The 12,900-nt window shown below is 63.6% G+C and carries 11 protein-coding genes; 4 read left to right on the top strand and 7 right to left on the bottom strand.

Going from position 1 to position 12,900, the window contains the following annotated elements; translation table 11 throughout:
- Positions 1-2: 2 nt before the first annotated feature.
- Positions 3-1,292: a cysteine desulfurase-like protein gene (locus FJ956_RS07205; RefSeq protein ID WP_140673052.1), complete on the top strand. Its 1,290-nt coding sequence runs from the start codon at positions 3-5 to the stop codon at positions 1,290-1,292.
- A 121-nt stretch (positions 1,293-1,413) separates the two neighbouring features.
- On the opposite strand, the gene FJ956_RS07200 is transcribed toward FJ956_RS07205, so the two are convergent.
- From FJ956_RS07200 to FJ956_RS07180, 5 genes are read right to left on the bottom strand one after another with little or no spacing between them, the layout of a single operon-like run.
- Positions 1,414-2,271 (bottom strand): dipeptide ABC transporter ATP-binding protein, encoded by an 858-nt coding sequence (locus tag FJ956_RS07200; protein ID WP_140673051.1) that lies wholly within the window; start codon positions 2,269-2,271, stop codon positions 1,414-1,416.
- Positions 2,268-3,119: an ABC transporter ATP-binding protein gene (locus FJ956_RS07195; RefSeq protein WP_140673050.1), complete on the bottom strand. Its 852-nt coding sequence runs from the start codon at positions 3,117-3,119 to the stop codon at positions 2,268-2,270. The genes FJ956_RS07200 and FJ956_RS07195 overlap by 4 nt, the downstream gene beginning before the upstream one ends.
- Complete coding sequence (locus FJ956_RS07190) at positions 3,119-4,027, bottom strand: ABC transporter permease subunit (protein WP_140673049.1); 909 nt, start codon at positions 4,025-4,027, stop codon at positions 3,119-3,121. The genes FJ956_RS07195 and FJ956_RS07190 overlap by 1 nt, the downstream gene beginning before the upstream one ends.
- A complete protein-coding gene (locus FJ956_RS07185) occupies positions 4,028-5,035 on the bottom strand; it encodes an ABC transporter permease subunit (protein WP_140673048.1) in 1,008 nt (335 codons plus the stop codon).
- Between the two features lie 50 nt (positions 5,036-5,085).
- Positions 5,086-6,684: an ABC transporter substrate-binding protein gene (locus tag FJ956_RS07180; RefSeq protein WP_140673047.1), complete on the bottom strand. Its 1,599-nt coding sequence runs from the start codon at positions 6,682-6,684 to the stop codon at positions 5,086-5,088.
- A gap of 462 nt (positions 6,685-7,146) precedes the next feature.
- On the opposite strand from FJ956_RS07180, the gene FJ956_RS07175 reads away from it, so the two are divergent.
- The 3 genes from FJ956_RS07175 to FJ956_RS07165 are packed head-to-tail and all read left to right on the top strand — an operon-like array spanning position 7,147 to position 10,248.
- Positions 7,147-9,114: a long-chain fatty acid--CoA ligase gene (locus tag FJ956_RS07175; RefSeq protein ID WP_140673046.1), complete on the top strand. Its 1,968-nt coding sequence runs from the start codon at positions 7,147-7,149 to the stop codon at positions 9,112-9,114.
- A complete protein-coding gene (locus FJ956_RS07170) occupies positions 9,111-9,860 on the top strand; it encodes a 50S ribosomal protein L11 methyltransferase (RefSeq protein WP_246671973.1) in 750 nt (249 codons plus the stop codon). Before FJ956_RS07175 ends, FJ956_RS07170 begins: the two co-directional genes overlap by 4 nt.
- A gap of 16 nt (positions 9,861-9,876) precedes the next feature.
- Positions 9,877-10,248 (top strand): VOC family protein, encoded by a 372-nt coding sequence (locus FJ956_RS07165; protein WP_140673045.1) that lies wholly within the window; start codon positions 9,877-9,879, stop codon positions 10,246-10,248.
- On the opposite strand, the gene FJ956_RS07160 is transcribed toward FJ956_RS07165, so the two are convergent.
- Both FJ956_RS07160 and pgi read right to left on the bottom strand, forming a co-directional pair.
- Entirely contained in the window at positions 10,245-10,970 is a 726-nt protein-coding gene (locus FJ956_RS07160) for an HAD family hydrolase (protein ID WP_140673044.1), read from the bottom strand. The two genes, FJ956_RS07165 and FJ956_RS07160, sit on opposite strands and share 4 nt — an antisense overlap.
- A gap of 6 nt (positions 10,971-10,976) precedes the next feature.
- The gene (gene pgi, locus FJ956_RS07155; protein ID WP_140673043.1) at positions 10,977-12,620 is read right to left on the bottom strand and encodes a glucose-6-phosphate isomerase; all 1,644 of its coding nucleotides are present in this window, start codon (positions 12,618-12,620) and stop codon (positions 10,977-10,979) included.
- Positions 12,621-12,900 lie beyond the last annotated feature (280 nt).

Raw genomic sequence — 12,900 nt, 5'->3', positions numbered from 1 at the left:
CCGTGAACAAGCATCAGACAGACAATGCGAACGCCGCCGCGTTCCCCGTCGAAAAGATTCGGGCGATGTTCCCGGCGCTGCAGCGTGCCGGCGACTTCATCTTCATGGACAACGCCGCCGGCGCGCAGATCCCGCAAAGCGTGCTCGACGCGGTGACCAACCATCTGGTGTCGCACAATGTGCAGCGCGGCGGCCGCTATGGCCGCAGCGTCACCGTCGACCAGTCGGTCGCCGAGGCGCGGACAAGCGTCGCGCTGCTCATCAATGCCTACAGCCCGTCCGAAATCTGCTTCGGCATGAACGCCACCTCGTTTATCCGTCTGGTCAGCCTCGGTATCGGCCAGATGCTTTCCAATGACACGATTGGGGGACGCGACGAGATCGTCATCACCGACATGGACCATGACGCCAACATCGCCACCTGGCTGGCGCTGGAATCCGCCGGCGCCAAGTTCAAATGGTGGCGCATGCGCGAGGACGGCAATTTGCATGTCGACGACCTCAAGCCGCTGGTGTCGGAACGCACCCGGCTCGTCGCCTGCACGGTGACGGCGCACTCGATCGGCTCGATCGTCGACGTCGCCGCGGTGGCCAGGATCGCGCATGCGGCCGGCGCCGAAGTGTTCCTCGACTGCGTGCATTACGGACCGCACGGGCTGATCGACGTGCAGGCCTGGCAGTGCGACTACCTCGTCTGCTCGGGCTACAAGAATTTCTCGCCGCATATGGGCTTCCTATGGGGCCGCTTCGAGACGCTGAAGCGGCTGCCGACCTTCCGCGAGGACTTCATTCCCGACGAGCCGCCCTACAAGGTCGAGGCCGGCACCTTCATCTACGAGAACGTCTCCGGCATGGACGCGGCGGTGCGCTACCTGGAATCGATCGGCCGCAACTTCCTGCCGGAAAACAACCGCTCGCGCCGCGACAACATCGTCGCCGGCATGAACGCCATCCGCGACTACGAGCTGATGCTGGCGCGCGAGATGATGAAGGTGCTGAAGGATTGCGGCGCGACGATCTACGGCGTCGCCGACGAGACGCGCATCCACGAGCGCGTGCCAACCTTCTGCTTCAACATCGGCAAGCTGTCGCCGCAGCGGATCGTCGAGGAGATGGCGGCCATGCAGATCGGCATCCGCGACGGCCACATGTACGCGCCGCGGCTGATGAAGCGGCTCAATTTGTCGATGGACAGCGGCGCCATCCGCGCCTCGCTGGTGCACTACAACACGGTGGAGGAGGTGCACAAATTCGGCGAGGCGCTGCGGGCGATTATTGCCAAGCTGTCGTGATCTAAGGACCTTTGGTCGGGGGCCTGCACGGGACATCGGAGCGGCTAACTCCGCGTCGTCATCCTCGGGTCTGCGCCGCGTAGCTTCGCTCCCGCTCCGCCCTAGAATGACGACCTCTGGGCTAGCGCCCTTTGCGAGGACGAAGCAGAGGTCCCGCCGCCTTCTTCTTGGCCAGCCTCGCCTTGATGCTGGCGATGTCGGCGCGCGGCGTCGCGGCGAAGAGCGTCTTGGTGTAGGCGTGTTGTGGGTTGGAGAAGACCTCCTCGCGCGGGCCGTATTCGACCGCTTCGCCGAAATACATCACCATCACGTCGTCGGCGATGTAGCGCACCACCGAGAGGTCGTGGCTGATGAAGACATAGGTCAGCTGGAACTCGTCCTGCAGGTCGGCAAGCAGGTTGAGCACCTGCGCCTGCACCGACAGGTCGAGCGCCGAGACCGGCTCGTCCAGCACCAGCAAGCTCGGATTCAGCATCAGCGCGCGGGCAATGGCGATGCGCTGGCGCTGGCCGCCCGAGAACATGTGCGGGTAGCGGTTGTAGTGCTCCGGTCCGAGACCGACCTTCTTCAGCATCTTCATCGCCAGGTCGCGCCGCTCTTCGGTCGGCTTGTCGGTGTTGATCAAGAGCGGCTCGCCGAGCACGTCGCCGATCTTCTGGCGCGGGTTGAGCGAGCCATAAGGGTTCTGGAAGACGATCTGCACCTTGCGGCGCATTTCCTTGGAGAGACCGTCCCGGGCGATGTCGACCTTGTTGCCGTCGATGAAGAGTTCTCCGGAGGTGGCCGGATCGATCAGCGTGATGATGCGGGCGAGCGTGGACTTGCCGCAGCCGCTCTCGCCGACGATGGCAAGCGTCTTGCCTTTCTCGACGCTGAAGGACACGCCCTTCACCGCATGGACGGTGCGCGCGCCGCGGAACAGGCCGCCGCCGACATGATAGTCGCGCTTGATGTCCTTGCCTTCGACGACCTTGGTCATGCGCCGGCTCCTGAAGGCGCCGGCTCGAACAGCATGTCGGAGACGGTCGGCAGCCGGTCGCCGACCGCGTTCTCCGGCAGCGCTGAGAGCAGCGCGCGCGTGTAGTTGCTCTTGGGCGATTCAAAGAGCGACAGCACGTCGGCCTCTTCCATCTTGCGGCCCTTGTACTGGACGATGACGCGGTCTGCGGTCTCGGCCACGACGCCCATATTGTGGGTGATCATGATCAGGCCCATGCCGTATTTGGCCTGCAGCGAGACCAGCAGGTCGAGGATCTGCTTCTGGATGGTGACGTCGAGCGCGGTGGTCGGCTCGTCGGCGATCAAAAGCTTCGGGTTGCAGGCGATCGCCATGGCGATCATGACGCGCTGGCACTGGCCGCCCGACATCTGGTGCGGAAAGGAATTCAGCCGTTCCTCCGGTTCCGGAATGCCGACCTGCTTGAAAAGCTCGATGGCGCGTGCCCGCCGCTGGGCCTTGTCCATGCCCATGTGGAAGCGCAGCACTTCCTCGATCTGGAAGCCGACGGTGAAGCAGGGATTGAGGCTGGCGATCGGCTCCTGGAAGATCATGGCGATGTCCTTGCCGATGATCTTGCGGCGGTCGGCCGGGCTGATCTTCAACAGATCGCGGCCGTTGAAGGTCATGCGGTCGGCGGTGACGGTCGCCGTCCATGGCAACAGGCCCATCACGGCCAGCATCGACACCGATTTGCCGGAGCCGGATTCGCCGACGATGGCGAGCACCTCGCGCTCGTCGACATGGAGCGAGACGCCGTCGACGGCGCGAAACGGACCCGACGCGGTCTGGAATTCGACGACGAGATTCTGGATGTCGAGCAGCGCCATCACGACCTCCTGAGCTTGGGATCGAGCGCATCGCGCAGGCCGTCGCCGACCAAGTTGATGGCAAGCACGGTGATGAGGATGGCAAGACCTGGGAAGGTCACCACCCACCAGGCGCGCAGGATGAACTCGCGCGCCGAGGCAAGCATGGTTCCCCATTCCGGCGTCGGCGGCTGGGCGCCAAGGCCGAGGAAGCCGAGCGCTGCGGCTTCCAGGATGGCGTTGGAGAAGGACAGCGTGCCCTGGACGATCAACGGCGCCAGACAGTTGGGCAGGATGGTCGCCAGCATCAGCCTGAAATGCCCGGCGCCGGCAACCTTCGCCGCCACGACATATTCGCGGCTCTTCTCGGCCATCACCGCGGCGCGCACAAGGCGCGCGAAATGCGGCTGCAGGACGAGCGCGATCGCCAGCATCGCATTGAACAGGCCGGGACCGAGGATGGTAACCATCACCAGCGCCAAGAGCAGCGACGGGAAGGCCAGGATCAGGTCCATGACGCGCATGATCGCCACGTCGACCCAGCCGCGGAAATAGCCGGCCAGCAGGCCGAGTGTGATGCCCCCGGTGAGCGCCAGCGTGACGACGACCGCGCCGATCAACAGCGAGAAGCGCGCGCCGTAGAGCAGGCGCGAGAGGATGTCGCGCCCGACCGGATCGGTGCCGAGCAGGTATTGTGTCGAGCCGCCGTCCTGCCAGGCCGGAGGCCGCAAGAATGCGGTCTTGTCCTGGACGTCTGGCGCGTAGGGCGCCAGCAGCGGCGCGAAGAGCGCAGCCAGCACCAGCAGGACAAAGACGAACAGGCCGATGACGGCGCCGCGGTTCACCGAGAAATAGTGCCAGAAGGTCTTGAGGCCGGTGAGACGATCCGGGCTGCCGGCGGCCATCGGGGCGATTTCGGTCTGGCTCATCTATGCCGCCCTGATGCGTGGGTTGATGACGGCATAGAGCACGTCGACGATCAGGTTCACGGCCATGACGACAAGGGCAATTAGCAGCAGGCCGGACTGCACGACAACATAGTCGCGCTTGGATATGGATTCGACCATCCACCTGCCGATGCCGGGCCACGAGAAGATCGTTTCGGTAAGGATGGCGCCGGCGAGCAGCGTACTAACCTGCAGGCCGATGGTGGTGACCACCGGGATGAGCGCGTTGCGCAGAGCATGCACGCCGATGACTCGGGCCGACGAGAGGCCTTTGGCGCGGGCAGTCCGCACATAGTCCTCGCCCAGCACCTCGAGCATGGCGGAGCGCGTCTGGCGCGCTATCACAGCCAGCGGAATGGTGCCGAGCACAATTGTCGGTAGCACCAGATGGCGCAATACCGAGCGAAATGCAGCCCATTTGCCGTAGATCAAGGTGTCGACCGTCATGAACCCGGTGATCGGCTTGAAGAAGTACTGCAGGTCGATGCGGCCGTTAACCGGTGTCCAGCCGAGGTAGCCGGAAAAGAAGATGATGAGCAAAAGGCCCCACCAGAAGATCGGCATGGAATAGCCGACAAGGGCGGTGCCCATCAGCGACTGGTCGAACCATGAGCCGCGCTTGACCGCGGCGAAGATGCCGGCCGGAATGCCGATGATCATGGCGAAGATCATGGCGAAGAAGGACAGCTCCAGCGTTGCCGGGAACAGCGTCTTGAACTCCTCGAGAACCGGGCGCTTGGAGGAAATGGAGACGCCGAAATCACCGGTGACGACCTCGCCGACATAGCGCGCATACTGCTCCCAGATCGGCAGATTATAGCCGAACTGCTGCTTGAGCTCTTCATAGCGGGCGGGGGTGACGCCATGCTCGCCGGCCATGGCGAGGATCGGGTCGCCGGGCAGCAGCCGGACAAACGCGAAGGCGCAGATGGTGATGCCGACAAGGGTCGGGATCAGGAGGGCGATCTTGTTGAGAAGATATCGGAGCATCTTGGATGGAATGGGGCGGCGCTAAAGTTTACGCCGCCCCGTTCGCAATCTTATTCGGCTTTGTCAACGCCGTCGAAGCGGTGAATGCCGAGCGGGTCCATCTTGTAGCCGGTGACGTTGTTGCGAACGACCGAATAGACCTGGCTGTGGGCCAGCAGGAAAGCCGGGGCTTCCTTGGCGAAGATCACCTGCGCCTGCTCATAGAGCTTGGTGCGCTCGGCCTGGTCGCTGGTCTTCTTGGCCTTCTGGATCAGGTCCTCGAAGTCCTTGTCGCACCAGCTGGAGTAGTTCGACACGCCGATAGCGGAGCAGGCGAAGAGAGTGGCGAAGAAGTTGTCCGGATCGCCATTGTCGCCGGTCCAGCCGATCTGGAAGGCGCCCGGACGGTCCTTCTTCTTGCCTTCCTCGCGATACTTCGTCCACTCGTAGTTGACGATATCCGCCTTGACGCCGACCTTGGCCCAGTCGGCCTGGATCAGCTCGGCCGCGCGCTGGAAGTTCGGGTTATACGGGCGAACGCGGTCGGCGGCCCAAAGCTGGATTTCCTTCAGCCCGGCAGCCTCGAGCACCTTCTTGGCCTCATCCGGATTGTAGGCGTCGGTCTTCACGTCCTTGTCCCACGACCACATGGTCGGCGGGATGAGGTTCTCGGCCGGGGTGGCGCCGGCGTCCTGGAACAGCGACTTGATCAGGGCTTCCCGGTCGATCGCCTGGTTGAGCGCATGGCGCACTTCCGGTTTGTCGAGCGGCGGGATCGTGGTGTTGTAGCTCATATAGCCGATGTTCAGGCCGGCCTGATCCATCAGGGTCACGTCCTTGTTGGCCTTGATGGTGGCGATGTCGGCCGGGTTCGGATAGGGCGCGATGTCGCATTCGCCAGCCAGCACCTTCTGGATGCGGGCGGTCGCGTCAGGCGTGATGGCGAAGACGAGATCGTCGATCTTTTCCTTGCCCTTGAAGTAGTCGGGATTGGCCGCATAGCGGATGACCGAATCCAGCTGGTAGTCGACGAACTGGAACGGGCCGGTGCCGACCGGCTTGGTCGAGAAGTCGGCCATCTTGCCGTCCTTCTGCAACTGGTCGGCATATTCCTTTGACACGATCGAGGCGAAGTCCATGCCGAGATTGGCCAGCATCGGCGCGTTCGGCTCGGTCAGCGTCAGCTTGACGGTGAGGTCGTCGACCTTCTCCCACTTGGCGACGTATTTCGGCATGTCCATGCCGGTGTAATAGTCCCAGGTGAGGTTCGGCAGGTACTTGTCGCCGTTCCACGGATTCTCCTTGTTGAACTGGCGATCGAAGGAGAAGACAACGTCGTCGGCGTTGAGGTCGCGCGTCGGCTTGAAATAGTCGGTGGTCTGGAACTTCACACCCGGATGCAGATGGAAAGTATAAACCAGGCCATCGTCGGAAATTTCCCACTTGTCGGCCAGACCAGGCTCGATCTCGGTGCCACCGTGCTTGAATTCGACCAATCGCGAATAGACGGTGCGCGAAGACGCGTCGAAGTCGTTACCGCCGGTCGTCGTACCCGGATCGAAATTGGCCGGCGACGCTTCCGAGCAGTAAACGAGCGTCTTAGCACTGGCCATGCCGCTGAGGACGCTTGCAGCCAGCAACGCGGCTGCAAAAGTCATTGTCTTTTTCATTGAGCACTCCCTGATGTTCTCTCAAGCCCCTCTATCAGGCTCGCGAAGGGCGCATATAAGCACCGTTTCTTCGCCTTTGGAACACCTCGTTTGCGTACCCCATGGGAAGCAGGAAAAGAATCTAGCTTGTGCTCCAAAAGCAGAAAAAGTGAGTAATTTTTTCTGCTCACGACATTATTAACGACGGCATTTTTTTATTGATCGGCCGCCTTGGGAAATGGGCTCGCGGGGGCTGACTGCCCGAGGTCTGCCTGCCGCCCAGGCACGATATGCGAGGCCGCCGGACCATCAGATTTCGACGGCAAATCTCTTTCCCCGTCCTGCCGTTGGGGCAAGGCTTGCACGGCCGCCGATAGAGGCAATACATAGGCAATGGGCGGGACTTCCCGGAAAATCCGCGACGGCGTGGAGGACGCTTCCCTGGAAGCGGGCGCCCAGATCGAAGGCGACAGGGAGAGACAGGTGGCAAAAGCAGCCAAGACGACAGCCGCGGCGAAAGCAAAGGCCAAGGCCGCCGGAAGCGATGCGCCCAAGGCTGCCAAGGCCGCAGCCGCGCCCAAGGCAAAGGCGACAGCAAAATCAGCGCCCGCCAAGGTCGCTGCAAAGCCGGCCGCCGCCAAGCCCGCAACGACCAAGGCCGCAGCCGCGAAAGTGGGCAAGCCGGCAACCGCAAAAGCGGAGGCTGCCAGGCCGAGCACCGCCAGGCCCGTCTCCAAGGGCCTGCCGAAGGCGATCACCGAGCTCACCGTCGGCCTGCCGGAAAAACCGTGGCTGAAAAGCTATCCGAAGAACATGCCGGCCGAGATCGGCGCCCTGCCCTACAAGTCGATCGGCGACTTCCTGGTCGGCGCCTGCAAGCAATTCGGCGGACAGCCGGCCTTCGTGTGCATGGGCAAATCGATCACCTATGCCGAGCTCGAGCGGCTGTCGGCCGCGTTCGGCGCCTATCTTCAGGCAAGAGGCCTGGAGAAGGGCGCGCGCGTGGCGCTGATGATGCCGAACGTGCTGCAATATCCGGTGGCGATGATGGCCATACTGCGCGCCGGCTACACGGTGGTGAACGTCAATCCGCTCTACACGCCGCGCGAGCTGGAACACCAGTTGAAGGATTCCGGCGCGCAGGCGATCGTCATCCTCGAAAACTTCGCCGGCACGCTGCAGGCGGTGATCGCCAGGACGTCGGTCAAGCATGTCATCGTCGCGGCGATGGGCGACATGCTGGGCGGTCTCAAAGGCGCCATCGTCAACATCGTCGTGCGGCGGGTGAAGAATATGGTTCCGGCCTGGTCGCTGCCCGGCCATGTCAAGTTCAACGCCGTGCTCAAGACCGGCGCGACCATCGCCTTCAAGCCGCCCACGGTCTCCGGCGACGACATCGCTTTCCTGCAATATACGGGCGGCACCACCGGCGTCTCGAAGGGCGCTGTGCTTTTGCATCGCAACGTGCTTTCGAACGTCGCGCAGAATTCGCTGTGGGTGGAGGACGCCTACACGGTCAAGCCGAAGCCGGCGCATCTCAACTTCATCTGCGCGCTGCCGCTCTATCACATCTTCGCGCTGACGGTGAACGCGCTGATGGGCATGCAGCAGGGCGCGCAGAACGTGCTGATCCCCAACCCGCGCGACATTCCGGGCTTCGTCAAGGAACTGGCGAAATACCCGATGCACATCTTCCCGGGCCTCAACACGCTGTTCAACGCGCTGCTCAACAATGAGGAGTTCCGCAAGCTCGACTTCAAGCCGCTGATCCTGACGCTGGGCGGCGGCATGGCGGTGCAGAAGGGCGTCGCCGAGCGCTGGAAGGCGCTGACCGGCTGCCCGGTGAGCGAAGGCTACGGTCTGTCCGAAACCTCGCCGGTGGCGACCGCCAACAAGTTCAGCTCGGCCGATTTCACCGGCACGATCGGCCTGCCGCTGCCTTCGACCGAGATCGCCATCCGCGACGACGACGGCAACAACGTGCCGCTCGGCGAAGTCGGCGAGATCTGCATCCGCGGCCCGCAGGTGATGGCCGGCTACTGGAACCGGCCCGACGAGACCGCCAAGGTGATGACCAAGGACGGCTTCTTCAAATCCGGCGACATGGGCTTCATGGACGAGCGCGGCTACACCAAGATCGTCGACCGTAAGAAGGACATGATCCTGGTCTCCGGCTTCAACGTCTATCCCAACGAACTGGAAGAGGTGGTGGCGCATCACCCCGGCGTGCTCGAGGTGGCGGCGATCGGCGTGCCGGACGAGCATTCCGGCGAAGTGCCTAAATTGTTCGTGGTGAAGAAGGATCCGGCGCTCACCGTCGAGGCGCTGATGGCCTATTGCCGCGAAAATCTGACCGGCTACAAACGGCCGAGATCCATCGAATTCCGCACCGAGCTGCCGAAGACGCCGGTCGGCAAGATCCTGCGGCGCGCGCTGCGGGACCAGGCTTGAGCGATTATTCCGCCGGCAAGACACCGGGGCGAGGCAAGCGGCTCGATCCGGTGGAATTCATCAGGGCGAACATGCGGCTGGCGCCGGTGCCGTCGCTGCCGGAGGTCCGGCTCTACCAGTCGCATCCCGGCAGCGGACTGCGGCGGCTGCTCGAACCGGACGACGACAGCGACGAAAGCTCGCCGGAGCCGCAGCCGCCCTACTGGGCCTATGCCTGGGCCGGCGGCGCCGTGCTGGCCCGCTATATCCTCGACCGTCCGTCGATCGTGGCTGGCAAACGCGTGCTCGACCTCGGCGCCGGCTCGGGGCTGGTCGGGATCGCGGCGGCAAAGGCCGGAGCGCGCGCGGTGATCGCGGCGGAGGTAGATCGCAACGGCGTTGTGGCGCTGGGCCTCAACGCACAAGCCAATGGCGTCGCCATCGAGGTCATCGGCAGGGACATTACCGCGGGTCCGCCGCCGGCGGTCGAGCTGGTGCTCGCTGGCGATGTCTTTTACGCGCAGGACGTCGGGCAGCGGATGATGCCGTTCCTCGAACGCTGCCTCGCCGCCGGCATCGACGTGCTGGTCGGCGACCCCGGCCGCGCCTGGTTGCCCCGGCCGCGACTTTGCCTGCTCGGCGAATACCAGGTCCCGGATGTCGGCGGAAACGGCGGCAGCGAGCTGAAGCCAAGCGCGGTGTTCGCCTTTGTCGCGGAATCTTCCAGAGCGATCCTCAAGCAAACCATGGGGAAAGCCGCCCCTTAAAAGGGAGAGTCCAACTATGATTAGCTTCGTCACAATTTTTGCCCAAGATATCGAGCGCACGGCAGCCATCTATCGCCTGCTTGGGTTCGAATTCGTGACGGAACAGCATGGCTCAGGCCCTGAACATCTAGCCTGTGCGGGGGGCGCGACGGTTCTTGAAATCTACCCGGGCAAGGATGTCGCGAGCCCGGGAATCATGATCGGCGTGAACGTCGCCAATCTTGACCATGCAAGAGCGAGAATGCTGGCAGCGGGCATTCCGCTATGGCGGGATGCTGAACCCGGCATGCGCAGGATCATCGTGAAGGACCCTGAAGGCCGCAGTATTTTTGTTCGCGAAGACTTGTCAGACGCGTCAGACGGGGACGACGGCCGCGTCTCAATCTAACCCGCCGGCACGCTCATCCGCGCAGCCAGAAAATCCGGCAGGTCGGCGACCGAATCCAGAACGACGTCCGCCATCGGCGCCAGCGAGTCGCGCGTGCCTGTTCCAGACAAGACGCCCACCGCCAGGCCGCAGCCGCCGGCGCGCGCCATTTCCAGATCGTGGCGGTTGTCGCCGACCATGGCGATCTCGCCCGCCTTCAACCCGGTCAGGTCGCAGAAAGCGACGACCGTGTCGGGCGCCGGCTTGGAGTTGGCAACGGCGTCATAGCCGAAGGCGGCATCGAAGAGCTGCGCGATGCCGAGCGTAGCCAGCGTCCTTTCGGCGCCGCTGGTCGAATCGTTGGTGGCAACACCCATGCGATAGGATCGGTTGTGCAATGCCCGCAACGAGTCGATGACGCCCGGCAGCGCGACCGCCATGGCCGAACCTTGCGCCGAAGTGATCTCGTTGAAGCGGGAAACTGCGCGCATCTGGTCCTCCTCGGACAGACGCGGGAACCAGAGCTCGACGACGTCCATGTTCGAGCCGGAGGCGAAGATCGAATCCGGCTTGAAGCGTTTGGTGACGAAGTCGAAGCCGGCGGCGGCAAGCAGCCGATCCGCTTTCCAGCGATCGCCCTCGGCGGCATCCATCGCCATGAAGTCGGCGACGCCGAGCCAGGTTGCGTTGAAGTCGACAAGCGTGCCGTCCTTGTCGAACAATATTCCCTTGATATCCGCCAATCCCGTTTACTCCGCGCCACGCAATTGGTGGATATGTCCCACCAGTCCGGCAGTCGAGGCGTCGCGTTTTGCGGCAGTCTCCTTGCCCTCAACGACAGGCAGCAGGCCGGTCGCCAGTTCCTTGCCGAGCTCGACGCCCCATTGGTCGAAGGAATTGATGTTGAAGAGCGTGCCCTCGACGAAGACGCGGTGCTCGTAAAGCGCGATGAGCCTGCCCAGCGTGCGCGGGTCGAGCTTTCTGTAGAGAATGGTGAGCGAGGGGCGATTGCCCGAGAAGACGCGATGCGGTGCGATCCTGTCGACATCGGCCGGTCTCATGCCCTTGGCCAGCATCTGCGCGCGCGCCTCTTCCAGCGTGCGGCCCTTCATGAAGGCCTCCGACTGCGCCAGGCAGTTGGCGAGCAAGAGATCATGCTGGTGTTTCAGCTCGGGCTCGTGACCGACAGCGGCGGCGAGGAACTCGACCGGGATGAAGTCGGTGCCCTGATGCAGGAGCTGGAAGAAGGCATGCTGGCCGTTGGTGCCGGGCTCGCCCCAGACCAGCGGGCCGGTCGGCGTGGCGGCCGCGGCGCCGTCCAGCGTGACGCTCTTGCCGTTCGATTCCATGTCGAGCTGCTGCAGATAGGCCGGCAGGCGCGACAAGCGCTGGTCGTAAGGGATGACGGCGCGGGCCGGATATTTGCAGACGACGCGATGCCACCAGCCGATCAGCCCCAGAAGCACCGGCAGATTCTTTTGCATCGGCGCGGTACGGAAATGCTCGTCCATCTCATGCGCGCCGTCGAGGAAGGCGCGGAAGTTGCGCGGGCCGACGGAAATCATCACCGGCAGGCCGATGGCGCTCCAGACCGAATAGCGGCCGCCGACCCAGTCCCAGAAGCCGAAGACGCGGTCTTGTTCGATGCCGAATTTCGCCACAAGGTCGAGCGCGGTCGAGACGGCGGCGAAATGCTTGCCGACCGCTTCCTGGCCGAGCGCCTTCTGAACCCAGTCGCGCGCCGTCTGCGCATTCGTCATCGTCTCGACGGTCGTGAAGGTCTTGGAAGCGATGATGAACAAAGTCGTCTCGGCAGACAGGCCCTTCAGCGTGTCATGGATATGGGCGCCGTCGACATTGGAGACATAATGCGCGCGCGGTCCGTCATGATAAGGCGCGAGCGCCAGCGTCACCATCGCCGGACCGAGATCGGAGCCGCCGATGCCGATGTTGACGATATCGGTGATCCTCTTGCCGGTGGCGCCGGCCGCCTTGCCGGAGCGGACGGCGTCGGCGAAGGCGCCCATGGCGTCGAGCACGGCGATCACATCGGCCTTGGTGTCCTGGCCGTCGACGACCACGCTCTTGCCGGTCAGGTTGCGCAGCGCGGTGTGCAGCACGGCGCGGTTCTCGGTGATGTTGATCTTCTTGCCTTCGAACATGGCGGCGCGGCGTCCCGCGAGATCGGCCGCACCCGCGAGCTTCTCCAGCATCGTCATCGTGTTTGCGTCGACGGCGCATTTCGACCAGTCGAGCAGAAGATCGCCATCGATGGCGGAGAATGTCTCGAAGCGCTTGGGATCGGCTGCGAAGGCCTCGCGCATGCTGCCCTTGGCCGCCGCGCGCTGCTCACGCAGAGCGGTGACCTGCTTGTCGAAGGTTGGCTGATCCACTGGCGGGCTCCTGGCGGGTTTTTAGACCATTTTAACAGGCCGGATGTTTCCGGCGCGTGTCGGCGCGTCATTCTATCGAGCCGATTTCCATTTCGTTCAAGCGCGGCTTTGCCGCACCGCATTCACGCTTTGATGAGGGATGGTATTGGATGGTGAGGTGCGGGAATTTCACGGCGAGGGTGCTGTGCGGTAGGGCGACGATGCTGCGCATCGCGGGGGGCGACGACGCTGCGCGTCGCGCTTGGGAGGGTGTCGCGACGACGCTTTGCGTCGCGCTTTA

The organism is Mesorhizobium sp. B2-4-3, assembly GCF_006442815.1.
GTDB lineage: Bacteria > Pseudomonadota > Alphaproteobacteria > Rhizobiales > Rhizobiaceae > Mesorhizobium.
Note: the sequence above shows the minus strand (reverse complement) of the source record. Positions and strands in the feature narration are given on the sequence as shown.

What these genes read in the sequence shown, in the direction of transcription:
- FJ956_RS07180 (WP_140673047.1), bottom strand. Translation starts at nt 6,684, where the DNA reads ATGAAAAAGACAATGACTTTTGCAGCCGCGTTGCTGGCTGCAAGCGTC.
- FJ956_RS07165 (WP_140673045.1), top strand. Translation starts at nt 9,877, where the DNA reads ATGATTAGCTTCGTCACAATTTTTGCCCAAGATATCGAGCGCACGGCA.
- FJ956_RS07185 (WP_140673048.1), bottom strand. Translation starts at nt 5,035, where the DNA reads ATGCTCCGATATCTTCTCAACAAGATCGCCCTCCTGATCCCGACCCTT.
- FJ956_RS07195 (WP_140673050.1), bottom strand. Translation starts at nt 3,119, where the DNA reads ATGGCGCTGCTCGACATCCAGAATCTCGTCGTCGAATTCCAGACCGCG.
- FJ956_RS07200 (WP_140673051.1), bottom strand. Translation starts at nt 2,271, where the DNA reads ATGACCAAGGTCGTCGAAGGCAAGGACATCAAGCGCGACTATCATGTC.
- FJ956_RS07190 (WP_140673049.1), bottom strand. Translation starts at nt 4,027, where the DNA reads ATGAGCCAGACCGAAATCGCCCCGATGGCCGCCGGCAGCCCGGATCGT.